The organism is Streptomyces olivochromogenes, from assembly GCF_001514115.1.
GTDB lineage: Bacteria > Actinomycetota > Actinomycetes > Streptomycetales > Streptomycetaceae > Streptomyces > Streptomyces olivochromogenes.
This window is the reverse complement of sequence record NZ_KQ948456.1, coordinates 1-24,573: the sequence shown is the minus strand read 5'-3', so window position 1 is coordinate 24,573 and position 24,573 is coordinate 1. Positions and strand designations below refer to the sequence as shown.

Sequence of the window (24,573 nt, the reverse complement as noted above, 5' to 3'; positions counted from 1 at the left end):
ATCGGATGACAGCATCACGGACGGGGAGGGGGTATCGGTGAGTCGGAAGCTGCCGCTTGCCGTGGGCGAGACCTCCCGCACTGCCTGTGCCCGGGGCCTGCTGCGCAGGGGCGTGGAGGAGGGGACCGGTGAGCTCCTGTCCGCCGCTGTGCTGGCAGAGCGTGTCGGCTGGGCTGCCGACCTGGTGTCCGGCATGGCCGCCTCGCTGCTGGCCGCCCGCTGGAACACCGTAGACGTGGACGTATTGGCATCCGGTGAGGACGCGGGCGGCCGGAAGCTGCCGTCGAACGCGTGGATGGCCCTGCGCCGACTCGGATGGACCGTCAGCCCGTCCGAGGGCATCCGCGTCAATGACCGCATCGTCCGCATGGCGCAGGAGCAGGCCGGGCGCACCCTGCGCTCGGCGAAGTGGGGTGCCGACCTCACCGCCGGAGTGCTGGCAACCTGGCCCGTCGATCCCGTGAACCGTACGTCTGAGGAATGGGACGTGGTACGCGAGGCGGTTCCCGGCGGGCGGTACGTGCCGTCCAGTGTCATCAAGGGCCGTACCCGGCAGATCGCCGCCTTCAGGCGTCAGTACGGCCGACTGCCGACCGATGTGTTCGAGCTGGAAGCCTCGCCCCGGATCGCCAGGATGCTGCTGTTGTCCGCCTGCGACGGACAGCAGGCCACCATCGAACGCCACGAGACCGTTCCGAGCAGGGCACTGCTGCGGCTGCAACTGCCCGCCCGGCCCGATCCGCGGTCGTACAAGGACTGGACCTGGGTTGCCTGCTCGATCTCGCTTCCGCCGACGATTCCGGCCGGTGCCGTGCTGCACCTGCCCACCCTGCGCGCGACCGGCGGCCCGGTACGCGCCGACCTCGCCTACACGCACGCTGTTCCCAGGGCCGCCCGCACTGGACACACGATCGCGCTTGGCGTGGACTGGGGCCTGAACACCCTGCTCAGTGCCGGGGCCGCCCGTCTCCACGATGACGGCCGGATCACCGCTCTCGCAGCCGGGGGCATGTTCCGGGCGGCCGGTGTCCTCGCCAAGCAGCACCGCCTCCGCCGCCACAGCGAACTGCTGCATGCGAAAGCCGAGCGCTACCAACGACTCATCGGCAAAGACGGACGGCAGACCCTGAACGGCAAGCACGCGGTCCTGGCCGGAGATATCCGTGCCGTGTCTGCACGGCGATCGAACCATAACGACGCTCTGGCGTGGGCCGCCGCACGGTGGGCGGTGGATCAGGCCGTCGCTGCCGAGGCCACCGTCATCTACCTCGAAGACTTGCGGTCGATGGAAGCACGCGGCATGGGCCGCACCCACAACACCCGCATGTCCCAGGCGGTGCGCGGGCAGATCGCCGACCGGATACGCCACCTCGCTGCCGAAGTGGGCATCGCGGTGGTCACGGTTCCGGCCCGGCACACCTCCAAGCACTGCCCTCAGTGCCTCGCTCCGCTGCTGCACCGCAAAGCCCCCGACCGGGCCACCACACCGGGCTGGAAATGGGCCATCTGCCGCTCCTGCGGCTGGCAGGGCGACCGCGACATGGGGGCGTGGCGGCGTATCGCCGCACGCGGCCTCACCCACCAGACCAAGACCGTGATCGACCGCACCAGCGGTGCCATGATCATCCGCTCGGTGACCGACACACTCGAAGCCAAGGCGGTCATCACACCGGCCGCTCTGAAGACCAGCCGGAAGGACCGGTCCAAGACCGGACTCACCCGGGGGCACACCACACGCCCCGCGCCCAGGCGACGCAGGGCACCCTCCCCCACCAGGCTCTCGGGCCTGGCGGGCAAGCGTCCGGAGGGACACGCTCACACGGGCCGGCACCGGCTGCCCCGCGCAGCCCACCGGCACCAGGGCGTGACGACGATCAGCACACCCACCACCGGTCACCGACCACGAGGAGCGGCACTGGGCGCGGGGTTCCACCTGCATGCTCACGCCACCCCTCCACGGTGGGCAGATCCCCCGCCAGACACCACGTCTGCCACGGGATCGCTTAGCTGATCAGAGACGCTCGTAGGCATGTCTTCGAGCCTAAGCGGCTCACAGCTGTAGCCGCATCGACGGGTCGGGCTTGCGGACGAATCCGAGCGAGGCGTACAGCGGCTCGGCCGCGGCGGACGCGTTGAGGTCGACCTGGCGGACGTTCCGTTCGCGGAACCAGTCGAGGAGCGTCTCCATGCACGCCCGCGCGTACCCCCGCCGCCGCGCGTCCGGATCGGTCGCGACGCTGAAGACGTGCCCGACCGCGCCGTGCGGGTTGCCCGCGCGCCCTATCCGGTACTCGATCGTCCCCGCGACGAGCGCCGCGAGAGCGCCGGGCCGGTCGGGGCGGTCCGGGTGGTCCACGACGAAGGCCACGAAGTCCCCGTCGGGGTCGGCGAGCCTGCCGCGTACGGTGGGGAGGGACTGGGCGTGCCACTCGGTGGACGAGGGGCCGGCGGAGGCGAAGAGCGAGTCGATCATCACCTGGCGCAGGCGCAGTACTTCCTCGGCGTCCTCGGGCACGGCGCGGCGTACAAGACTCATGATCCGCACGGTAGTCAGGGTGCCCCGCGCACGTCTCCGTATTTTCGGCGGGCGTCCGTCGGACGGCGCCGGACGGGTTCTCACCCGAATTCGCTTGCTTCGAGTGCACTCGAAGGTTTTAGCGTGGAGGTCATGACGGTGATGGAGACCACGGCCGAGGCCGCCGAGACCGGCACCAGTACGCGTACCGGGGACTGCGCCGCCCCGCCCCACCGGCACCGGCGCCCGGACGGCCAGGACAACTACACGATCAGCGAGGTCGTCGCCTTCACCGGCCTCACCGCGCACACCCTGCGCTGGTACGAGCGGATCGGGCTGATGCCGCACATCGACCGCTCGCACACCGGCCAGCGCCGCTACAGCAACCGCGACCTGAATTGGCTCGACCTCGTCGGCAAGCTCCGGCTGACCGGTATGCCGGTCGCCGACATGGTCCGGTACGCGGAGCTGGTGCGCGAGGGGGACGACACCTACATCGCGCGCTTCGAGCTCCTGGAGGCGACCCGTCGCGACGTCAAGGCGCGGATCGCCGAACTCCAGGACACCCTGGCGGTTCTTGACCACAAGATCAGTTTCTATGCGGACGCCGGGCGTGCCCTGGCGTCGGAGGGGTCCCGATGACGGACAGCAGGATCGCGAACGTGGAACTGGGCACCGGCGGCCCCGAGGTCGGCGTACAGGGCCTCGGCTGCATGGGCATGAGTTTCGCGTACGGGCCCACGGACGCCGACGAGGCCCGGGCCACCCTGGAACGGGCGCTGGAACTCGGCGTCACGCTCTTCGACACGGCCGACATGTACGGCCTGGGGGAGAACGAGAAGTTCATCTCGCCCTTCGTCAAGGCGCACCGCGACGAAGTCGTCCTCGCCACGAAGTTCGGCATCTTCCGTGATACCGCCGAGCCGACGAAGCGGACCATCCGCAACGACACGCCGTACATCCGCCAGGCCGTCGAGGGGAGCCTGCGGCGGCTGGACGTCGAGGTGATCGACCTCTACTACATGCACCGCCGTGACGTGAACATTCCCATCGAGGAGACCGTCGGCACGATGGCCGAGCTGGTGCGCGAGGGCAAGGTCAAGCACCTCGGGCTGAGCGAGGTCACCGGCGGGGAACTGCGCGCCGCGCACGCCGTGCACCCGATCGCGGCCGTGCAGTCGGAGTGGTCGCTGTTCAGCCGGGACATCGAGGCGGGCGTGGTGCCGGCGGTCCGTGAGCTGGGCGTCGCGCTGGTGCCGTACTCGCCGCTCGGGCGCGGTTTCCTCACCGGTTCGTTCGTCAACGCCGACCAGGATCTGACCTCGGACGACTTCCGCCGTACGATGCCGCGTTTCACCGGCGACAACGCGGCCGCCAACGCCGCGCTGCTGGAGCCGGTGCGTGCGGTCGCCGAAGCGCACGGGGCGTCGCCGGGACAGATCGCGCTGGCCTGGGTGCAGCAGCAGGCGGCGCTGCTCGGGTTGCCGGTGGTGCCGATCCCGGGCACGCGCAAGCGCACGCGTGTCGAGGAGAACACCGCGGCCACGCGGATTGTCCTGACGGAGGACGAGTTGGCGGTGCTGGAGCCGATCGCCTCGAAGGTGGCCGGGGACCGGTACGCGGACATGTCGTTCTCGTCGGCGGGGCGGGAGTAGAGCCGCGCCCCGCAGCCGACATCAGAGCTCGGCCAGCAGTTCCGCCTTCTTCGTCGTGAACTCCTCGTCCGTGACCAGGCCCGCCTGGTGGAGTTCGCCGAGGTGGCGGATGCGGTCGGCGATGTCGGCCGGGTCGCGGCGGGGAGCCGCGGTCACCGGGGTGGGACCCGAGGCCCGTACGGCCGCGAGGACCGAGGCGGCGAACGGGAGGGACTCGTGGACGGGGCCGTAACCGAGGCCGAAGACGACCGCCGCCGGGTCCTGGTCCGCCTGGGCGGGCTGTGCGGTGGCGGGCTCGCGCCGCAGGAGCCGCAGATGGCCCTCGAAGACCTCGGGGGAGCGCCACTCGACCCCGCTGAGGCCGGTGACCGGGAAACTCTGGTCGCCGGCCTTCCACTTGGCGGAGGACGCGCCCGTCCAGAACCAGCGGAAGGACACCGCCTTGCCGTCGAAGGAGGCCTTCCCGTCGTACGCCTTGAAGTGGAGCGGCGCCTCGGGCGGCGCGACGAGGTAGCGCTCGGGCGGTTCGGCGTCCTCGGTGAGCGCGGCGCGCAGCTCGTCCGCGTAGTACTCGGCGAGGGTCTCCCGGTCGGCGGGCAGCACCAGCCGATAGGGGTCGCCCCCTTCCTTCAGCTGTCCCGCGGCCGCCTCCATCAGCGGATCCGCGCCCGCTCGCGGCACGGCGTGCAGGACGACCGTTCCGCGCTTGCCCGGCGTCAGTGTGACCCCCGCTATCGCCTCCAGGGGGATTCGCCGTTCGCCGAGCGCCTGGAACAGCTTCGGCGTACGGATCCCCCGTTCGAAGCGGATGAGCACGGAGTCGGACTCGAACTCCCAGGCGGCATGAAATCCGGCCAGTACGTCACCCATGCGGGCCATCGTAAGCGGCTCGCACGTCTGCGTCGCCTCCCTGGGCGAACCGCAGTATTTCGTCCTCTACGCGCGTCCCGCCGCCGGGGCGTCGGACAAACCCTGTCGGCACGCGTCATCCTCGTGTGCGCACCGCACCGCCTCGTACGCGCCAATGCCGATCTCGGCGAAGTTGCGCAGGCTCTCGGTGCCCGGCTCGAAATAGCCTCCGTGGCCGTTCGCGCCCCGCGCGGACAGTACTCGGGCCCCGAACGCCTTCGACATCGGGTCGGCGCCGTGTCCGAGTCCGCCGAATTCGAGGTAGGGCACGTCCTGGATCCAGTCGCCGGAGTCCCGCATCGCCCAGACCCGGGCGGTGGTGTGCAGCGAGGACGCCTTCTGGGCCCTCATGCCGGGGCTGCCGGCGACTGTTATGTCGGAGACCCGGGAGGGCAGGGCGCGGGCGGCGAGGCCGCACAGCACGGAGCCGTAGCTGTGGCAGTAGAGCGCGACGGGCGCACGGCCGGGCAGGGCGCGCAGCAGCGCGTTCAGCCGGATCGCGCCTTCCTCGGCGCGGCTGCCGGTGGCGGCGTCCATGCCGAGTCCGCTGGGCGTGGTGTAGTCGGCCCAGGCGATCACGGCCGTACGGGCCAGGGGGGCGGCGGCTTGCTCGGCCCCGTACAGGGCCTGTGCCATGCCGACCGGCGCCGAGTACTTCTTGTTGGTGCGCTGGAACGTGAGCAGATCGGTGTCGACGCCCGGCACCACGATGGAGATCCGTTCGGCCCGGTCGAGGTTTCCGAAGACCTCGGCGACCCGGCCCGAACCCATGGGGTCGAAGGCGAGGAAGTCGCGCCCCTTCTGCAGCATCGCCTCGTAGCGGTGCATACGGCGCCCGGCCTGCTGCTGGCCCAGGGACGAGAGCCGGTTGTCGTGCATGCGCTTCTTCTCGACCTTGCGCTGCTGGTCGATGGCGACGCGGTTGGCCTCGTAGCGCAGGGTCGCGGGCGCGCCGTTCATGTTGCCGACCGCGAGCGGATAGCGGTGGGCGAGACGGGTGCGCTCGTGGACGTCGAGGGACGCGAAGAAGCGGGCGAGGCGGCTCGGCGTGGTGTCTGGGTCAGGCAGTCGCTGTCCGGCGACGCTGCCGTGCTCCCACGCGGAGCGGGACGCCTGGAGAGGGGTTGCTCCTCGATGGCCCTGGAGTGCGGTCCAGCCACTGGTGGCCAGCATCACAAACACCACGGCCAGCGCGAGCAGTGCGCGCCAGACGTTCAGTTGGGGGGATGTGTCGAAGGAAGTCACTGAGAGGACACCCTAGGAGAAGGTTGGCGCCTCCCGTTAAACGAGTGACTGGTATCACGTTTCTCGCAGGGTAATTGGGGCAAACCGGGTTCAGTTTCAGATAAATAGTGACGCTGTGTGCCCGGAGTTGATCGTTCCGTACGTCGCTTTACGCGTCATTCTGCACGTCGTTCCACGCGTCGTTCCGCACGCCGTTGCGTACGTCACTCCACACGTCACCGCGTCACTCCGTGCGCCACTTCTCCGCCAACGCGGGCCCCACCTGGTCGAGGTAAGCGGTGGTCAACTCGCGGATCGCCGGGATGCTGTGGTCGGCCCCCTCGCTCCACAGGCGGCCCGTGATGCGCATCACTCCGCCGAACACGGCCACCGCGACGCGCGGTCTCGGGTCCGCGTCCACGTCGAGTCCCTCGCGCTCGGCGATGACCCGCGCGATCTCCTCCTCCAGTTCCGCCGAGCGGCGCAGATAGGCGGCGAGGAGGGCGGGCGTCGACTCGATCAACTGGTAGGCGCGCATGTGCAGTTCGAGCGGCACGACGGACTCGACCGCCTCGCCGATGGTGTCCCAGCCCTCCAGGACGGCGCGGCGCAGCACCTCCAACGGGGCTTCCTGGGGCGGGCGTTCGCGCACGGCGTCGAGGAAGCGCGCCTCCGCGACCCCCTGGGTGAACAGGGCGACCTCCTCCTTGCCCGCGAAGTACCGGAAGAAGGTGCGCTGCGACACGTCGACGGCCTCCGCGATCTCGTCGACGGTCGTCCGCTCGTAACCCTGGGTGGTGAACAGTTCGAGGGCGGCCCGCAGCAGTGCCTCCCGGGTGCGCTGCTTCTTGCGCTCGCGCAGGCCTGCCCGGGGCGACGTCTCGTCGGCTGTCGTCTCCATGAGGTCCTCTTCTGTTCTTTCAGCCCAGCTCAGCGTACTGGTGGGTGACGTGACAGTTACCGACTTGTGAATTGGTTTGTCAACTGTCAGTGGCTGTCACTAGCCTCGAAGGTATGACTAGTCAGACCACCATCGACACGACGGGTTCGGGGGACAAGGCTCCGGTCGGTCCGTCGGACAAGGCGCCGTCCGACGGACTGCGCGGCCATCCGTGGTTCACCCTGTTCACCGTTGCCGTCGGCGTCATGATGGTCGCCCTGGACGGCACCATCGTGGCCATCGCCAACCCGGCCATCCAGAAGGACCTGCACGCGAGCTTCGCCGACGTCCAGTGGATCACCAACGGCTACTTCCTCGCGCTCGCGGTCACCCTGATCACCGCGGGCAAGCTCGGTGACCGCTTCGGCCACCGCCAGACCTTCCTCATAGGCGTGGTCGGTTTCGCCGCGGCCTCCGGCGCGATCGGCTTCTCCAGCAGCATCGCCCTGGTCGTCACCTTCCGCGTCTTCCAGGGCCTGTTCGGCGCGCTGCTGATGCCGGCCGCGCTCGGCCTGCTGCGGGCCACCTTCCCGGCCGAGAAGCTGAACATGGCGATCGGCATCTGGGGCATGGTCATCGGCGCCTCCACCGCGGGCGGCCCGATCCTCGGCGGTCTGCTGGTCCAGCACGTCAGCTGGCAGTCGGTGTTCTTCATCAACGTGCCGGTGGGCGTCATCGCGCTGGTCCTCGGCCTGATGATCCTCCTCGACCACCGCGCCGAGAACGCCCCCCGCTCCTTCGACGTCCTGGGTATCGCGCTGCTCTCCGGCGCCATGTTCTGCCTGGTCTGGGCGCTCATCAAGGCCCCGACCTGGGGCTGGGGCTCCGGCCTGACCTGGACGTTCCTGGGTGCCTCGGTGCTCGGCTTCGTGCTCTTCGCCCTGTGGGAGAAGCGGGTCCAGGAGCCGCTGATCCCGCTGGGGCTGTTCCGCTCCGTACCGCTGTCGGCCGGTGTGGTCCTCATGGTGCTGATGGCCATCGCCTTCCTGGGCGGCCTCTTCTTCGTCACGTTCTACTTGCAGAACGTGCACGGCATGAGCCCGGTCGACGCCGGTCTGCACCTCCTTCCGCTCACCGGAATGATGATCGTGGGCTCACCGCTGGCCGGTGCCCTGATCACCAAGACGGGCCCGCGCATCCCGCTGGCGGGCGGCATGGCCCTCACCGCGATCTCCATGTACGGCATGTCCACGCTGGACACGGGCACCAGCGGCGCCGTCATGTCGCTCTGGTTCGCCGGTCTCGGTCTCGGCCTCGCGCCGGTCATGGTCGGCGCCACCGAGGTCATCGTGGGCAACGCGCCGATGGAGCTCTCCGGTGTGGCCGGCGGCCTCCAGCAGGCCGCGATGCAGATCGGCGGCAGCCTCGGTACGGCCGTGCTGGGCGCCGTGATGGCCTCCAAGGTCGACGGTGACCTCGCGGGCAACTGGGCCGACGCCAAGCTGCCGCCGCTCACCCCGGCCCAGCTCGACCAGGCCTCCGAAGCCGTCCAGGTCGGCGCGGCACCGGTCGCCCCCGGCACCCCGGCCGCACTCGCCGAGAAGATCACGACCGTCGCCCACGACACGTTCATCTCCGGCATGAGCCTGGCCTGCCTGGTCGCCGCCGGGGTCGCCGTCGTGGCGGTCTTCGTCGCGCTCCTCACCAAGCGGGGCGACAACGCCGAGGCGGCGGGGGCGGGCGCCGGCCATATCTGAGTCCGCGCGTCTGACCAGCCCTGTTTTGGACAGGTTTCACCTATCCGGGTGACACCGCTGAAGATCCCTCCCGCCCGGCAGCCGTCGCACGTCACAGTGGGTCAAGTCCTCCGCACGACATGGGAGGACCACCGGAACTGCGGCGCGCTGCCGGAGGGGGGCAGCGCGCCCGCAGTCCGAAGGGGACGGGAGCACCCCTTCATGGGACGCCCTCGAAGGGGCGCGGGGAACTGCGCGCCCAGCCCCCACGCGTCCGCACCCGAAGAACAACCCCCCGCTAGCGCGAACGCTCCTCCGCACCCCCTGGCACCGGGTGCCGAACCCCACCACCCAGCGCAGCCACTTCGGCCCGGAGCGCCCGCACTTCCTCCGTGAGCGACTCGATCGCCGCCGTCTGCCGCCGCTCCTCCACGTCGTCCTTCTCGAACCGCGAGATGAACCACGCGGCGATGTTCGCGGTCACGACACCGAGCAGCGCGATCCCGGAGAGCATCAGCCCGACCGCGATCATCCGCCCGAGACCGGTGGTCGGCGCGTGATCCCCGTACCCCACCGTCGTCATCGTGGTGAACGACCACCACACGGCGTCACCCAGCGTCTTGATGTTCCCGTTCGGCGACTCCCGTTCCACCGACAGCACCGCGAGCGAGCCGAACATCAGCAGTCCGACGACCGCGCCCCCGACGTAGGTCGTCAGCCGGATCTGCTGATCCATCCGGGCCCGCCGCCCGACCAGCGTGAGCGTCGCGACGAGCCGCAGCAGCCGCAGCGGCTGGAGAATCGGCAGGATCACCGCGCACAGGTCCATCCAGTGCGTACGGACGAAGTCCTTGCGGTCCCGGACGAGTATGAGGCGCACGAGATAGTCGGCGGCGAACGCGCCCCACACCGTCCACTCCACGGCCGTGCACGCGCCCGTCAGGCCACGGCTCGCGTCGCTGTCCACGATCGGCACGGCGTAGGCGACGGCGAAGGCCACCGCGAGTCCCAGCAGGGGCCGCTGCGTGCGCTGCTCCCAACGGACCTGCACCGATTGCTCGTTCATGTCCGCATCGTAGGTGCACACAGCACACGCAAGAGGCACGGAAAACCGGCTGACCAGCTTCCCGTGCCTCTATGGCCTGTCGTTTGTTTCCCCGGCGCTCGCGCGGAGCGCCTACGCGTCGCCGCCCGCGGCTCCCGGGTCGGCCGATGCCACGTCGAGCAGCTGATAGCGGTCGATCGCCTGCTTCAGCACCGACCGGTCGACCTTGCCCTCACGGGCCAGTTCGGTCAGCACCGCGACCACGATCGACTGCGCGTCGATGTGGAAGAAGCGCCGGGCCGCGCCGCGCGTGTCCGCGAAGCCGAAGCCGTCCGCGCCCAGCGACTGGTACGTGCCCGGCACCCACCGCGAGATCTGGTCCGGAACCGATCGCATCCAGTCGGAGACGGCCACGAACGGCCCCTCGGCGCCGCTCAGCTTCTGCGTCACGTACGGGACGCGCTGCTCCTCCTCGGGGTGCAGCAGGTTGTGCCGCTCCACGTCGACGGCCTCGCGCCGCAGCTCGTTCCAGGAGGTCGCCGACCAGACGTCGGCGCGCACGTTCCACTCCTCGGCGAGGATCCGCTGTGCCTCGACCGCCCACGGCACGGCGACGCCGGACGCCAGGATCTGCGCCGGGACGGAACCCGAAGTTCCCTCCGCATAGCGGTGGATGCCCTTGAGGATGCCGTCCACGTCGACGTTCGCCGGCTCGGCCGGGTGCTGGATCGGCTCGTTGTAGACGGTGAGGTAGTAGAAGACGTCCTCGCCGTGCGGGTGTTCGTCGGACGAGCCGTACATCCGGCGCAGACCGTCCTTGACGATGTGCGCGATCTCGAACCCGAACGCCGGGTCGTACGCGACACAGCCCGGGTTGGTCGAGGCGAGCAGCTGCGAGTGGCCGTCCGCGTGCTGAAGGCCCTCACCGGTCAGAGTCGTACGGCCGGCGGTCGCACCCAGGACGAAACCGCGCGCCAACTGGTCCGCCATCTGCCAGAACTGGTCACCGGTGCGCTGGAAACCGAACATCGAGTAGAAGACGTAGACCGGGATCAGCGGCTCGCCATGCGTGGCGTACGCCGAACCCGCGGCGATCAGCGAGGCCGTGCAGCCCGCCTCCGAGATGCCGTCGTGCAGCATCTGACCGGTCGGCGACTCCTTGTAGGCCAGGAGCAGATCGCGGTCCACGGACTCGTACTGCTGACCGAGCGGGTTGTAGATCTTCGCGCTCGGGAAGAACGAGTCCATGCCGAACGTGCGGTACTCGTCGGGCGCGATCAGCACGAACCGCTTGCCGATCTCCTTGTCCCGCATGAGGTCCTTCAGCAGTCGCACGAACGCCATGGTCGTGGCGATCGACTGCTGACCGGAGCCCTTCTTCACACTCGCGTACGCCTTGTCGTCCGGCAGGGCCAGCGGCTGCGACCGTACGACGCGCGTGGGCACGTATCCGCCGAGTCCCTTGCGGCGGTCGTGCATGTACTGGATCTCTTCCGAGTTCCGGCCCGGGTGGTAGTACGGCGGCGCGCCGGACTCCAGCTCCTTGTCGGAGATCGGCAGGTGCAGACGGTCCCGGAAGCCCTTGAGGTCGGCGACCGTCAGCTTCTTCATCTGGTGCGTGGCGTTGCGGCCCTCGAAGTTCGGGCCGAGCGTCCAGCCCTTGACCGTCTGCGCCAGGATCACCGTCGGCTGTCCGGCGTGCGCCTTGGCCGCCGAGAACGCCGCGAAGATCTTCTTGTGGTCGTGACCGCCGCGCCCCAGGTGCAGGATCTGGTCGTCGGTCATGTTCTCGACCATCGCCCGCAGCCGGTGGTCGTCACCGAAGAAGTGCCGGCGGATGTAGTCGCCCGTCTCGGTGGCGTACGTCTGGAACTGGCCGTCCGGGGTGGTGTTCAGCTTGTTGACCAGCACGCCGTCGCGGTCCTGCGCGAGCAGCGGGTCCCAGGTGCGGTCCCAGACCAGCTTGATGACGTTCCAGCCGGCGCCCCGGAACTGGGACTCCAGCTCCTGGATGATCTTTCCGTTGCCGCGAACCGGGCCGTCGAGGCGCTGGAGGTTGCAGTTGACGACGAAGGTCAGGTTGTCCAGGCCCTCTCGAGCGGCGATGGACAACTGTCCGAGCGATTCCGGCTCGTCCATCTCGCCGTCCCCGAGGAACGCCCAGACGTGTGACTTGGAGGTGTCCGCGATACCGCGCGCCTCCATGTAGCGGTTCATCCGCGCCTGGAAGATCGCGCCGAGCGGACCGAGGCCCATGGAGACGGTCGGGAACTCCCAGAAGCCCGGCATCAGGCGGGGGTGCGGGTACGAGGACAGACCGTAGGGAGCCTTCGACTTCTCCTGCCGGAACGCGTCGAGCTGCTGCTCGGAGAGCCGGTCGAGGAGGAACGCGCGGGCGTAGATACCGGGGGAGGCGTGCCCCTGGAAGAAGATCTGGTCGCCGCCGTCGCCCTCGTCCTTGCCACGGAAGAAGTGGTTGAAGCCGACGTCGTAGAGCGAGGCCGAGGAGGCGAAGGTGGCGATGTGACCGCCGACGCCGATGCCGGGACGCTGGGCGCGCGAGACCATCACGGCGGCGTTCCAGCGGGTGGCGTTGAGGACCTTGCGCTCGATCTCCTCGTTGCCGGGGAAGAAGGGCTCGTCCTTGGTGGCGATCGTGTTGACGTAGTCCGTGCTGCGCATCTCGGGCACGGCCACGCGCTTCTCGCGAGCCCTTTCGATCAGCCGCAGCATCAGATAGCGGGCGCGCTCACGGCCGCGCTCGTCGACAGCGGCGTCGAGGGAGTCGAGCCACTCCTGGGTCTCTTCGGGGTCGAAGTCCGGGACCTGACTGGGAAGGCCGCCAATGATGATCGGATTGCGATCGGATCCGGAAACCACGCTGTTCCTTCACTGTCAGAGGGGCGTGTGAGGGCTGCCCGAGGGGTTGTCTGGGAGGCTGTCTGGGGCGGTTTTTCGGTCTGTCTGCACCGTTCCCCATCGTGTACCTCGGGAACGGAATCGTCATCTCTACCGAGAGGTAACCAACACATTCCTGCAGTTCGTTGGGACGTGCCCGACCAAAACGCAACGATACGCTCACTCCGTGACGCGTTCCGCAAAGTCGTTCGGGTCTCGTACGCTCCAAGGGTTCCGAAATTCATAAATGGGGCAGAAGGGTGTGGTGTGCGTCACTTGTGGCCTTGAACCCACGCCTGGGGTTGCGCCGACACCGCCGGGATCGTCACCGTTTCGGCGGTCTTGACGGCCGGGTACTTGCGCGATCCGTCCCGCCCGTGTGGACTACGGCCAATGCTTCGCGTACGCGCGTGGCTGAGACATCTACCGAAACATGATCAGGAGGCAAGCCGTGAGCGCGACCGCGGACCACGCGGAGGAGCGGACCAACCCGGCCGGCAGGCTGGGGTTCGAGCCCGGACAGGTGGTCCAGGAGATCGGCTTCGACGACGACGTCGACCACGAGCTCCGTGAAGGTATCGAATCGTTGATCGGCCAGGACCTGGTCGATGAGGACTACGACGACGTCGCTGACGTCGTGTTGCTGTGGTTCCGCGACGAGGACGGCGACCTTACGGACGCTCTGGTGGACGCCATCGGTCTCCTTGAGGACGGCGGCATGATCTGGCTGCTGACCCCGAAGACCGGCCGGGACGGCTACGTCGAGCCCAGCGACATCAGTGACGCCGCCCAGACTGCCGGCCTCTCCCAGACGAAGAGCATCTCGGTCGGGAAGGAGTGGTCGGGCACGCGTCTGGCCACGCCCAAGTCGAAGCGCTGAGCTCTCGCTCCGTCTGCCGCACCAAACCACCCAAGAGGCCCCCGTCGGCGTCCCCGCCGTCGGGGGCCTCCCCCATGCCCCGGCCGCCCCACGCCGCCGCCGGGCGCTCCCCGACCGGGCCTGTGGAGCCCCACCCGCACCGGACCACCTCAGCGCCGGCGGCCCACCCGGACCCCGACCCGAAACGGCAGACTCCGAAGCGAGCCCCCACCCGGATGGCGGCAACACCCGCGAGACGTCGGGACCCCGGCCGGGCGCGGCGTCGGGATAGCGGGGCCGCGGGGTTGGCCCAGCACCAAACGGGCCCTCACTCCGACGCTCGCCCCGACCAACCCCGAGCGCCACCGCCCGGACGCACCCTCCGGACCACCCCGGGGACACGTGGCGCCACCGTGGTGGCGCACGGTGCGGGCGGGGTGCGGCCGGTGGGGTGGGGCGGTGCTGCGTAGGGTGGGGTTCACCCGAACAGGCCCTTGGAAGGGGAGCGAGTGACTATGGCGATCGAGGTCGGCACCGAGGCACCGGACTTCGAGCTCAAGGACAACCACGGCGCCACCGTGAAGCTGTCCGACTTCCGCGGTGAGAAGAACGTGGTGCTGCTCTTCTACCCGTTCGCCTTCACCGGCGTGTGCACCGGCGAGCTGTGTGCCCTGCGTGACGAACTGCCGAAGTTCGTCAACGACGACGTCCAGCTGCTGGCCGTCTCCAACGACTCCATCCACACCCTGCGCGTCTTCGGCGAGCAGGAGGGCCTGGAGTACCCGCTGCTCTCCGATTTCTGGCCGCACGGCAACACTTCGCGCGCGTACGGCGTCTTCGACGAGGACAAGGGTTGTGCCGTGCGCGGCACCTTCATCATCGACAAGGCGGGCGTCGTCCGCTGGACCGTCGTCAACGGTCTGCCGGACGCGCGTGACCTGAACGAGTACGTGAAGGCGCTCGACACTCTGTGAGCCCGACACCCTGTGATTGTTCGGTCGCAGGGCCTGCAGGGTGCGGGAACCCGTCACTAGGATCGACACGTTGATCCGATACCAACGCACGACGGGGCTCCCCGCCCCTGGACACCATTGGGAGGACTCGTGGGAGTCAGCCTCAGCAAGGGCGGCAACGTATCGCTGACCAAGGAGGCCCCGGGACTGACCGCGGTCATCGTCGGTCTGGGATGGGACGCCCGAACCACCACCGGCGTCGACTTCGACCTCGACGCCAGCGCCATCCTCACGAATGCGGAGGGCAAGGTGAGCACCGACCAGAACTTCGTGTTCTTCAACAACCTGAAGAGCCCGGACGGTTCGGTCGAGCACACCGGGGACAACATCACCGGTGAGGGCGAGGGCGACGACGAGCAGATCAAGGTCAACCTCGCCGCCGTGCCCGCCGACGTCCAGAAGATCGTGTTCCCGGTCTCCATCTACGACGCCGAGAACCGCCAGCAGTCCTTCGGCCAGGTCCGCAACGCGTTCATCCGCGTGGTGAACCAGGCCGGCGAGGCGGAGATCGCGCGCTACGACCTCTCCGAGGACGCCTCGACGGAGACCGCCATGGTCTTCGGCGAGCTGTACCGCAACGGCCCGGAGTGGAAGTTCCGCGCCATCGGCCAGGGCTACGCCTCGGGCCTGCGCGGCATCGCGCAGGACTTCGGCGTCAACGTCTGACACGACCGTCTGACACGACTGTCTGACACGACTGTCTGACACGACCGTCGGACGGGCCCGCGTCGGACGCGAACGTTTGATCTGAACGTTTGACGCGACCGTCCGACGTGAACGTCTGAGCCGTACGGCCTTCGGCTCCAGGCCCGGCGCCGCACGCTTCATGTGCGGCGCCGGACCCGCTGGACCACCGCGCGCAGGTCGCGCGGTACAACTGAAAGTTTGACCTCGGGGAGGACCAGCATCATGGGCGTCACGCTCGCCAAGGGAGGCAATGTCTCCCTCTCCAAGGCCGCACCCAACCTCACGCACGTGATGATCGGGCTCGGCTGGGACGCGCGCTCCACCACCGGAGCCGATTTCGACCTCGACGCCAGCGCCCTGCTGTGCAATTCCGGCCGGGTGCTCGGCGACGAGTGGTTCATCTTCTACAACCAGCTCAAGAGCCCGGACGGCTCCGTGGAGCACACCGGCGACAACCTCACGGGTGAGGGCGAGGGCGACGACGAGTCGATCCTGATCGACCTCTCCAAGGTGCCGGCCAACGTCGACAAGATCGTCTTCCCGGTCTCCATCCACGACGCCGACAACCGCGGTCAGACCTTCGGCCAGGTCAGCAACGCGTTCATCCGCGTGGTCAACCAGGCCGACGGCCAGGAGCTCGCGCGCTACGACCTCTCCGAGGACGCCTCGACGGAAACAGCGATGATCTTCGGCGAGGTCTACCGCTACAACCAGGAGTGGAAGTTCCGAGCGGTCGGACAGGGGTACGCGTCCGGTCTGCGCGGGATCGCGCTCGACTTCGGAGTCAATGTTTCCTAGGGCCCGCCCGAGTCAGCCGAAGGGGCGGCCCTCTAGACTTCGTGGTCAACAGTAGGTAAAGCCGAGTACGGCGCGGGGGAGACCCGTACATACACGATGATTGGGTAGCCAGTGCTTCTGAAAACCTTCGGCTGGTCGTTTGCGGTCACCGCGCTCGGCTTGGTCGCAGCGGTGATCTACGGGGGGTGGACCGCCTTTGGCATCGTGGCGATCCTGGCCATCCTGGAGATCTCGCTGTCCTTCGACAACGCGGTGGTCAACGCCGGGATTCTGAAGAAGATGAATGCCTTCTGGCAGAAGATCTTCCTCACGGTGGGTGTGCTGATCGCCGTCTTCGGCATGCGGCTGGTCTTCCCCGTCGTGATCGTGGCGGTCACGGCCAAGAAGGGTCCGATCGAGGCGGTCAACCTCGCGCTGACCGACAAGGACCAGTACCAGCAGCTGGTCACGGACGCCCATCCGGCGATCGCCGCCTTCGGTGGCATGTTCCTTCTGATGATCTTCCTCGACTTCATCTTCGAGGACCGGGACATCCAGTGGCTGCGCTGGATCGAGCGCCCGCTCGCCAAGCTCGGCAAGGTCGACATGCTGTCGGTCTGCATCGCCCTGGCCGTGCTGCTGGTCTCCTCCATGACCTTCGCGGTCCACGCCCACCAGCACGGCGGCGCGCACATCGACAAGGCGCAGACGGTGCTGATCGCCGGCATCGCGGGCCTGATCACGTACATGGTCGTCGGTGGACTCTCCGGCTACTTCGAGGACAAGCTCGAGGAAGAGGAGGAGCGCGAGCACGAGGAAGAGGAGGAGGCCGCACGGACCGGCAAGAAGAAGCCGGCCATCGTCCTCGCAGGTCAGGCCGCGTTCTTCATGTTCCTCTACCTCGAGGTCCTGGACGCGTCCTTCTCCTTCGACGGTGTCATCGGCGCCTTCGCCATCACCAACGACATCGTGCTGATGGCGCTCGGCCTCGGCATCGGCGCCATGTACGTCCGCTCGCTCACGGTCTACCTGGTCCGCCAGGGCACCCTCGACGACTACGTCTACCTGGAGCACGGCGCGCACTACGCCATCGGCGCCCTCGCCGTGATCCTCCTGGTCACCATCCAGTACCAGATCCACGAGGTCATCACCGGTCTCGTCGGTGTCGTCCTGATCGCCTGGTCCTTCTGGTCCTCGGTGCGTCGCAACAAGGCGCTCGCGGAGGCCGAGGGAAAAGCGACGGCCTCGGACGACAAGACTGAGGTCTCGTCCGGGGTGTGAGTCCGAGAGCGTGAGTCCGGGAGCGTGATTCCGGGAACGCTCTGAGCGGGGCGGCCGTCGAGGACGAGTCCTCGTGGCCGCCCCGTCGCATATCCAGGCAACGTGGGGGCGGGACAAGGCAATGGGCTTCTGGGACGACCTGTGGCGCGGACGCTCGACGGACTTCGACTCCGGCAGTGCCGCCACCAATTCCATAGAACTGACCAAGCGGAACCACACGGTCTCGCTCACCAAACAGGGCGCGGCCACCGGCAACCTGCGCATCAACCTGTCCTGGCGCATGCGCACGTCGGACATCGGGGGCGGCCAGCAGCGGGGCAGCCTGCTGCGGCACCCCTTCAAGACCTTCAAGCCGGACGTGGTCCAGGCGCACACCCAGAGCATGGTGAACGTCGACCTCGACCTGGGCGTCATGTACGAGCTCGCGGACGGCTCCAAGGGCGTGGTGCAGCCCCTGGGCAACTTCCTCGGCGACATCAACGACCCGCCGTACGTGAAGCTCAGCGGAGACGACCGGTTCGGTTCGGCGTCCGGTGAGACGGCCTACGTCAACCTCGACCACCGCGACGACATCAAGCGGCTCCTGGTCTTCGTGTACATCTACGACCAGACGCCCGCCTTCGACCGTACGCACGCCATCATCACGCTCTACCCGAGCAACGGGCCCCGGATCGAGATCGGCCTCGACGAGCGGCATCCGCAGGCCCGCTCCTGCGCGGTGGTGATGATCGAGAACAACAAGGGCGAGATCACCGTGCGGCGTGAGGTGAAGTTCGTGTACGGGTTCCAGGCGGAGCTGGACCGGTTGTACGGGTGGGGGTTGCAGTGGGGGCGGGGGTACAAGTCCAAGGCCGACCGTTGACGTCGCCTCAGCGTCCGACGAATTGCGGGCCCTGTGGCGGCAGCCTGAAGTCCGGGTCGGGCAGGGAGCCGACCGCCTGCGGGAAGCCGTAGGCCGGCTGGACGGCCGGGGCCGTCTGAGGCCCCGGGTAGCCGTAGGCGGGCTGGCTGGTCGGCTGGGGGTAGCCGTACGCGGGCTGGACGGGAGCCGTCTGCGCGGGCCCCGGATAGCCGTACGCGGGCTGCTGGGGCACCGGGGCGGCCTGCTCGGGCGGGAGCGGCACCGAGGTCTCCGGGGAGGCCGCGGGGTCCGCCCAGGCGGTGGCGTCGGGTACGGGCGCGACGGCTTCCGGCTCGGACTCGTCCACCGTGATCCCGAAGTCGGAGGCGAGCCCCTCCAGACCGTTCGGATAGCCCTCGCCGAGCGCCCGGAACTTCCAGCCCTGACCGCGCCGGTACAGTTCGCCGCAGATCAGCGCGGTCTCCGTACCGGTCTCCGGCTTGATGTCGAAGTAGGCCAGCGGCTCGCCGTCCGAGCCGGTCGCGCCGGTGGTGCCGGTCGCGGCGGACGCGTCGTACAGCAGGATGCGTAGGGCGCGTACCTGGTCGAAGGTGACGCCGTCCGCCGATGCGACCAGCAGAATCTGTCCGACACCGGACTCGACACCCGCCAGATCCGTCTGGATGGTGTCGGTGAGGCCCTCGGCGACGCGTTTCTTGCCAAGTCGCCACACCTTGCCCGAGGGATGGCGTGGCTGGTTGTAGAAGACGAAGTCCTCGTCGGATCGCACACGACCGTCGGGACCGAGGAGCAGCGCCGAGACATCCACATCGGGGACACCCTGCCCGGGCGTCCAGCGCAGCACAGCACGTACCGCTGTGGCGTCCAGCGGGACGTTAGACCCCTTCAGCATCGCGTGCGTCATGCGGTCATCCTGCCCTCTCGGTCCTGGTCACGACAACGCGGGGGTAAGGATTCCGGGTTCGGATGTGCGGGCAACCGACATGGCCGAGTTACCTGAACTTCACGCCTGGTGGGAACGACTGACATGGATTTGTACGTACTATTACCGGCCACCTCACATAGGTCCGCCTAGCCGCATCGGGGGAGTTTCATGCGTCATTTCGGGCATATCGCCCCTGAAGAGCGGCAGCGTCTCTTCTATCGGGAGCCGTGCTTCTTCACCGCCGACTCGCCCGCCCGCGTGCTCGCGGCGGCCCTCGGCGCCACCCTCTACAGCCCCGCGACCAGACCCCACCTCGCCGACGACGTCGTCAAGCAGGCCGGACGCGGCGTGGTCTCCATGGTGCTGTGCCTGGAGGACTCGATCGACGACGCCGAGGTCGTGGGCGCCGAGGAGAACCTGGTCCGGCAGTTCGCCGACCTCGCCGGACGGCCGGAGACCGACGGACTCCCGCTGCTGTTCGTACGGGTCCGTGAGCCCCAGCAGATCCCGGACCTCGTCCGGCGGCTCGGCGCGTCCGTGCGGCTGCTGTCCGGGTTCGTCCTGCCGAAGTTCACCGAGGAGCGGGGCGTCCCGTTCATGGAGGCGCTCGCCGCGGCCGAGTCCGCGAGCGGCCGGCGGCTGTTCGCGATGCCTGTCCTGGAATCGCCCGGGCTGCTGTACCTGGAGAGCCGCCGGGAGACCCTGGAGGGCATCTCCCGGGTCGTCGACAAGTACCGCGACCGCGTCCTCGCGCTGCGCCTGGGCGTCACCGACTTCTGCTCGGCGTACGGGCTGCGCAGGGCGCCCGACATGACCGCCTACGACGTCCAGATCGTCGCCTCCGTGATCGCGGACGTGGTGAACATGCTGGGACGCTCGGACGGCACCGGGTTCACGGTCACCGGGCCCGTCTGGGAGTACTTCCGCGTCCAGGAGCGCATGTTCAAGCCGCAGCTGCGCCGCAGCCCCTTCCAGGAGGGTGAGGTCGAGGAGCTGCGCCAGGCGCTGATCGAGCACGACCTGGACGGGCTGCTGCGCGAGATCGCCCTCGACCGGGCCAACGGTCTGCTCGGCAAGACCTGCATCCACCCCTCGCACGTCCCGGCGGTGCACGCGCTGTCCGTGGTCAGCCACGAGGAGTACAGCGACGCGCAGGACATCCTCAGGCCCGAGCGGGGCGGCGGGGGCGTGCTGCGGTCGGCGTATACGAACAAAATGAATGAAGTGAAGCCGCACCGCGCCTGGGCCGAGCGCACCCTCCAGCGCGCCCAGGTGTTCGGTGTGGCGAACGAGGACATCGGCTTCGTGGAACTGCTCGCGGCCGCCCTGCCTGCGTGAACCGCGCCGGCCCGACCGACCGACCAACAAGGAATCGATGAAGAACGTGGTGTGGACGGGGACCTGGGTCGCCGAGCGACTGGGTGTCGAGCTCGTCGGTGACGAGAAGCTGAGCGACCTGCTGGGGCTCGCGCTGCGGCGCAACCCCCGGCGGGCGCATCTGCTCGTGTCGAACGTGCTCGGCAAGCACGTCCCGCAGTCGCCGTCCGTGGTGTACGGACACGGGTTCGCGCTCGGCCGACGGGTACGGGAGCTGCTCGGCGCCGAGGGCGCCCGCGCGGCCGTCGTCCTCGGGTACGCGGAGACGGCCACCGGCCTCGGCCACTGCGTCGCCGACGGTGTGGGCCTCGCGCCCTACCTCCACTCGACCCGCCGCCCCGTCCCTGGCGTCGACACGGCGGGCGGCTTCGAGGAGTCCCACTCCCACGCCACCTCCCACCTCCTGCTGCCGGAGAACCCCGCCCTGCTGGCGGGCGCGGGCCCCCTGGTCCTCGTCGACGACGAGTTCTCCACCGGCAACACGGTCCTCAACACCATCCGCGACCTCCACGCCCGCTATCCCCGCGACCACTATGTGGTCGTGGCCCTGGTCGACATGCGCTCGGCCGCGGACCTGGGCCGTCTGACGGAGTTCGCGACGGAGATCGGCGCACGGGTGGACCTGGTCACCGCGGCGAGGGGCACCGTGAACCTCCCGGAGGGCGTCCTGGAGAAGGGCCAGGCGCTGGTGGCGGAACACGAGACCACCGAGAGCACTGAGACGACCGAGAGCGCCGAGCCCACCGAGCGCGTCGAGTCCGCCGACAGCCGTCCCGGGCACCCTGGCGCCGCCCGTGTCGAGCTCGGCTGGCCCCGGGGTCTGCCCGACGGGGGGCGGCACGGCTTCACGCCCGGGCATCGAATACGGCTGGACGCGGCGCTGCCCGCGATGGCCGCGCGAGTCGCCGACGCGCTGCCGGAGGGGGCGCGCCGCGTCCTCGTACTCGGCTTCGAGGAGCTGATGTACGCGCCGCTCAGGCTGGCCAGGGAGCTGGAGCAGGTGGTGTCCGCCGAGGTGCGGTACTCCACGACCACCCGCTCCCCGGTGCTCGCCCTCGACGACCCCGGTTACGCCATACGGACGCGTCTCGTCTTCCCGGCCCACGACGACCCCGACGACGGACCGGGCGAGCGCTACGCCTACAACGTCGCGGGTGCCGGCTTCGACGCGGTCGTGGCCGTGGTCGACTCCACCGCCGACACGCCCGCCCTGCACACCCCCGACGGCCTGCTGGCCCAGCTCGCGGAGCACACGCCGAGCGTTCTGCTCGTCGTCGTTCCGTCGTACGTCCCCGCACGGCCGTCCACCGAAAGGCCCTCCATGCTCCCCGAGCCCCTCCGAGGCCCCGCCTTCTCCTCGTACGCGCCCGACGAGGTCGGCTGGCTGCTGCAGGACCTCTCGGACGTGACGCTGGAGGCGCCGACCGAGGAGCGCGAGGAGGCGATCCAGAGCGGCGGCGCCCACTACGCGGAGTCGCTGCCGGTCGAGTACCAGCCGAGCCCCCAGTACCAGGAGCTGTTCCAGACGGCCCTCGGCACCTCGGCCGCCCGGATCGCCCAGGCCGTCGGCGCCGTCACCGAGCTGGTGCTCGCCGAACGCTCTCCGCACCCCGTACTCGTCTCGCTGGCCCGCGCGGGCACCCCCGTCGGCGTCCTGATGCGCCGCTGGGCCAAGCACCGGCACGGCCTCGACCTGCCGCACTACGCCGTCTCCATCGTCCGTGGCCGCGGCATCGACGCCAACGCGCTGCGCTGGCTGGCCGCCCACCACGACCCGGCCGACATCGTGTTCGTCGACGGCTGGACCGGCAAGGGCGCCATCACCCGCGAACTCACCGAGGCCATCAGGGAGTTCGAGTCCGCCGAGGGCATCACCGGCTTCGACCCGGAGATCGCGGTCCTCGCCGACCCGGGCTCGTGCGTACGGACGTACGGCACCCGCGAGGACTTCCTCATCCCCTCCGCCTGCCTCAACTCGACGGTCTCAGGCCTGATCTCGCGCACGGTCCTGCGCTCGGACCTGGTCGGTGAGTACGACTTCCACGGCGCGAAGTTCTACCGCGAGCTCGCCGGCTCCGACGTCTCCGTCGACTTCCTGGACGCCGTCGCCGCCCACTTCCCCGACGTCGCCGACGCGGCCGTCGCCCAGGCCAAGGAGCTCCTCGCCACCGACCGCACTCCCACCTGGGAGGGCTGGGCGGCCGTCGAGCGCATCAGCGAGGAGTACGAGATCCACGACGTGAACCTCGTCAAGCCGGGCGTCGGCGAGACCACCCGCGTGCTGCTGCGGCGCGTCCCCTGGAAGATCCTGGCGCGCGCCGGAGCCGGCACCGACCTCGACCACGTACGCCTGCTCGCCCAGCAGCGCGGGGTGCCCGTCGAGGAGGTCGACGAACTCCCGTACACCTGCGTGGGGTTGATCCACCCGAAGTACACGCGCGGCGCGACCGGCGCCGACGGCAAGGCGGTGACGGTCTGATGTCCGCGCCCAAGGTGCTCGTCGCCAGCGATCTCGACCGTACGCTGATCTACTCCTCCGCCGCCCTCGCGCTGACCATGCCCGACGCGCGGGCGCCCCGGCTGCTCTGCGTCGAGGTGCACGAGGCGAAGCCGCTGTCGTACATGACCGAGACGGCCGCCGCGCTGCTCACCGAGCTCGGCGACATGGCCCACTTCGTGCCCACCACGACCCGCACCCGCAAGCAGTACCAGCGCATCAACCTGCCGGGGCCCGCGCCCGAGTACGCGATCTGCGCCAACGGCGGGCATCTGCTCGTCGACGGTGTCTCCGACCCCGACTGGCACGCGGCCGTGACCGCGCGGCTCGCCGACGAGTGCGCGCCGCTGGACGAGGTGCGGGACCACCTCGCGGCCACCGCCGATCCGGTCTGGGTCCGCAAGCACCGGGTCGCCGAGGACCTGTTCGCCTATCTGGTGGTGGAGCGCGAACTGCTGCCCGAGGAGTGGGTGAAGGAGCTCGCCGTCTGGGCGGAGAGCCGCGGCTGGACGGTGTCGCTGCAGGGCCGCAAGATCTACGCCGTGCCGAAGCCGCTCACCAAGAGCGCGGCCGTGCGCGAGGTGGCCCGCCGCACCGGCGCCCTCCTCACGCTCGCCGCCGGTGACTCCCTCCTCGACGCCGACCTGCTGCTCGCCGCCGACCGCGGCTGGCGGCCCGGCCACGGGGAACTGGCCGAGGCCGACTGGACGGCGCCGGCGATCACCGCCCTCCCGGAGCGGGGGGTCGCGGCGGGGGAGCGGATCCTGCGGGAGTTCACGCACGCCTGTGGCCGACCGGGCACGGTCTGAGCGGGGGCCGGGCGCGATCTGACGGGGAGCCGGGCGCGGCCTGAGGGGGGAGAGCCGGGCGCGGTCTCAGCGAGAACCGTGCCCGGCCTGTGCGGGGGCCACGTACGGCCTGAGAGCGCGACACGCCCGGGCCGCACGGAGGATTCGGGCGAAGAAAAGCTGAAGACTTCCTGAAAAATCCTGGTCCGTCAGCCGCAGCAACCGCCGCCGCAGCACCCGCCTCCGCCCCCGCCGGACGGGCCCGGGGCGGTCGCGGACGACGATCCGCCGGTGGCGACCGCGACGGTCGACAGGAGTTTCACGGTGTCGGCGTGCCCGGCGGGGCAGTCCGCCGGAGCGGCGGATTCCGCCATCGGGCGGCTCAGTTCGAAGGTGTCGCCGCAGGTCCGGCAGCGGTACTCGTAGCGAGGCATACGCACAGGTTAGCGGCCGGGAGCCGACGACCGAAGCCTTCCGCGGCCCGGTCGCGCACCGGGTGGCGCCGTGATCCGGAACCCGGACCTCCTCGATTCCTCCCCGATTCCCGCCCGGTGCCTTCAGAGGGCCGACTTGACCTGCTGAACATTTCTGTCTGGTTCCTGGGCGAGGAGATCGTATTAGTCGCTGATAATTTAAGAGGCCGCG

General features: G+C 69.3%; 21 protein-coding genes. 13 read left to right on the top strand and 8 right to left on the bottom strand.

All coding sequences use genetic code 11. The features are described 5' to 3' along the window. The first annotated feature begins 37 nt into the window (after positions 1–37). Positions 38–2,011: a zinc ribbon domain-containing protein gene (locus tag AQJ27_RS17860; protein ID WP_067369460.1), complete on the top strand. Its 1,974-nt coding sequence runs from the start codon at positions 38–40 to the stop codon at positions 2,009–2,011. Between the two features lie 39 nt (positions 2,012–2,050). Here AQJ27_RS17860 and AQJ27_RS17855 read toward each other — a convergent pair whose 3' ends face one another. Beyond that, entirely contained in the window at positions 2,051–2,536 is a 486-nt protein-coding gene (locus tag AQJ27_RS17855; protein WP_067370519.1) for a GNAT family N-acetyltransferase, read from the bottom strand. Between the two features lie 132 nt (positions 2,537–2,668). Between AQJ27_RS17855 and AQJ27_RS17850 the strand changes: the two genes are divergently transcribed. Both AQJ27_RS17850 and AQJ27_RS17845 read left to right on the top strand, forming a co-directional pair. Then, positions 2,669–3,157, top strand: coding sequence for a MerR family transcriptional regulator (locus tag AQJ27_RS17850; RefSeq protein ID WP_067370515.1), 489 nt, complete (start codon positions 2,669–2,671; stop codon positions 3,155–3,157). Further along, positions 3,154–4,170 (top strand): aldo/keto reductase, encoded by a 1,017-nt coding sequence (locus tag AQJ27_RS17845; protein ID WP_067369457.1) that lies wholly within the window; start codon positions 3,154–3,156, stop codon positions 4,168–4,170. Before AQJ27_RS17850 ends, AQJ27_RS17845 begins: the two co-directional genes overlap by 4 nt. 21 nt (positions 4,171–4,191) lie before the next feature. Here AQJ27_RS17845 and AQJ27_RS17840 read toward each other — a convergent pair whose 3' ends face one another. From AQJ27_RS17840 to AQJ27_RS17830, 3 genes are all read right to left on the bottom strand, one after another. Beyond that, entirely contained in the window at positions 4,192–5,040 is an 849-nt protein-coding gene (locus AQJ27_RS17840) for a DUF4429 domain-containing protein (protein WP_067370512.1), read from the bottom strand. Positions 5,041–5,106: 66 nt separating this feature from the next. Next, positions 5,107–6,324 carry an alpha/beta hydrolase gene (locus tag AQJ27_RS17835; protein ID WP_067369453.1) on the bottom strand — a complete coding sequence of 406 codons (1,218 nt, stop codon included), beginning with the start codon at positions 6,322–6,324 and terminating at the stop codon, positions 5,107–5,109. Positions 6,325–6,547: 223 nt separating this feature from the next. After that, positions 6,548–7,204: a TetR family transcriptional regulator gene (locus AQJ27_RS17830; protein ID WP_067369450.1), complete on the bottom strand. Its 657-nt coding sequence runs from the start codon at positions 7,202–7,204 to the stop codon at positions 6,548–6,550. 113 nt (positions 7,205–7,317) lie between these two features. Between AQJ27_RS17830 and AQJ27_RS17825 the strand changes: the two genes are divergently transcribed. Further along, positions 7,318–8,940, top strand: coding sequence for an MFS transporter (locus AQJ27_RS17825; protein ID WP_067369447.1), 1,623 nt, complete (start codon positions 7,318–7,320; stop codon positions 8,938–8,940). A 277-nt stretch (positions 8,941–9,217) separates the two neighbouring features. On the opposite strand, the gene AQJ27_RS17820 is transcribed toward AQJ27_RS17825, so the two are convergent. Continuing rightward, on the bottom strand, positions 9,218–9,985 hold the full coding sequence (locus AQJ27_RS17820) for a potassium channel family protein (RefSeq protein WP_067369445.1): 768 nt from the start codon (positions 9,983–9,985) through the stop codon (positions 9,218–9,220). 111 nt (positions 9,986–10,096) lie between these two features. After that, on the bottom strand, positions 10,097–12,844 hold the full coding sequence (gene aceE / locus AQJ27_RS17815) for a pyruvate dehydrogenase (acetyl-transferring), homodimeric type (protein WP_067369438.1): 2,748 nt from the start codon (positions 12,842–12,844) through the stop codon (positions 10,097–10,099). A gap of 469 nt (positions 12,845–13,313) precedes the next feature. Here aceE and AQJ27_RS17810 point away from each other — a divergent pair, with 469 nt between their 5' ends. From AQJ27_RS17810 to AQJ27_RS17785, 6 genes are all read left to right on the top strand, one after another. Continuing rightward, positions 13,314–13,742 (top strand): DUF3052 domain-containing protein, encoded by a 429-nt coding sequence (locus AQJ27_RS17810; protein WP_054231000.1) that lies wholly within the window; start codon positions 13,314–13,316, stop codon positions 13,740–13,742. Positions 13,743–14,236: 494 nt separating this feature from the next. Further along, the gene (locus AQJ27_RS17805; protein ID WP_067369436.1) at positions 14,237–14,695 is read left to right on the top strand and encodes a peroxiredoxin; all 459 of its coding nucleotides are present in this window, start codon (positions 14,237–14,239) and stop codon (positions 14,693–14,695) included. A gap of 129 nt (positions 14,696–14,824) precedes the next feature. Continuing rightward, the gene (locus AQJ27_RS17800; protein ID WP_067369433.1) at positions 14,825–15,400 is read left to right on the top strand and encodes a TerD family protein; all 576 of its coding nucleotides are present in this window, start codon (positions 14,825–14,827) and stop codon (positions 15,398–15,400) included. Between the two features lie 243 nt (positions 15,401–15,643). Beyond that, positions 15,644–16,219 carry a TerD family protein gene (locus AQJ27_RS17795; RefSeq protein WP_054230997.1) on the top strand — a complete coding sequence of 192 codons (576 nt, stop codon included), beginning with the start codon at positions 15,644–15,646 and terminating at the stop codon, positions 16,217–16,219. A 111-nt stretch (positions 16,220–16,330) separates the two neighbouring features. Further along, the gene (locus AQJ27_RS17790; RefSeq protein ID WP_067369429.1) at positions 16,331–17,479 is read left to right on the top strand and encodes a DUF475 domain-containing protein; all 1,149 of its coding nucleotides are present in this window, start codon (positions 16,331–16,333) and stop codon (positions 17,477–17,479) included. 121 nt (positions 17,480–17,600) lie between these two features. Then, the gene (locus AQJ27_RS17785) at positions 17,601–18,341 is read left to right on the top strand and encodes a TerD family protein (RefSeq protein WP_060896039.1); all 741 of its coding nucleotides are present in this window, start codon (positions 17,601–17,603) and stop codon (positions 18,339–18,341) included. Positions 18,342–18,348: 7 nt separating this feature from the next. On the opposite strand, the gene AQJ27_RS17780 is transcribed toward AQJ27_RS17785, so the two are convergent. Next, on the bottom strand, positions 18,349–19,245 hold the full coding sequence (locus AQJ27_RS17780) for a TerD family protein (protein ID WP_067369427.1): 897 nt from the start codon (positions 19,243–19,245) through the stop codon (positions 18,349–18,351). Positions 19,246–19,434: 189 nt separating this feature from the next. On the opposite strand from AQJ27_RS17780, the gene AQJ27_RS17775 reads away from it, so the two are divergent. The 3 genes from AQJ27_RS17775 to AQJ27_RS17765 are packed head-to-tail and all read left to right on the top strand — an operon-like array spanning position 19,435 to position 23,949. Then, positions 19,435–20,604: an HpcH/HpaI aldolase/citrate lyase family protein gene (locus tag AQJ27_RS17775; protein ID WP_067369424.1), complete on the top strand. Its 1,170-nt coding sequence runs from the start codon at positions 19,435–19,437 to the stop codon at positions 20,602–20,604. Between the two features lie 37 nt (positions 20,605–20,641). After that, positions 20,642–23,122 (top strand): phosphoribosyltransferase, encoded by a 2,481-nt coding sequence (locus AQJ27_RS17770; RefSeq protein WP_067369421.1) that lies wholly within the window; start codon positions 20,642–20,644, stop codon positions 23,120–23,122. Beyond that, a complete protein-coding gene (locus AQJ27_RS17765) occupies positions 23,122–23,949 on the top strand; it encodes an HAD family hydrolase (protein ID WP_067369418.1) in 828 nt (275 codons plus the stop codon). The genes AQJ27_RS17770 and AQJ27_RS17765 overlap by 1 nt, the downstream gene beginning before the upstream one ends. 188 nt (positions 23,950–24,137) lie before the next feature. Here the strand turns inward: AQJ27_RS17765 and AQJ27_RS17760 are convergent, their stop codons facing one another. Next, a complete protein-coding gene (locus AQJ27_RS17760) occupies positions 24,138–24,362 on the bottom strand; it encodes an FmdB family zinc ribbon protein (RefSeq protein WP_067370510.1) in 225 nt (74 codons plus the stop codon). Positions 24,363–24,573 lie beyond the last annotated feature (211 nt).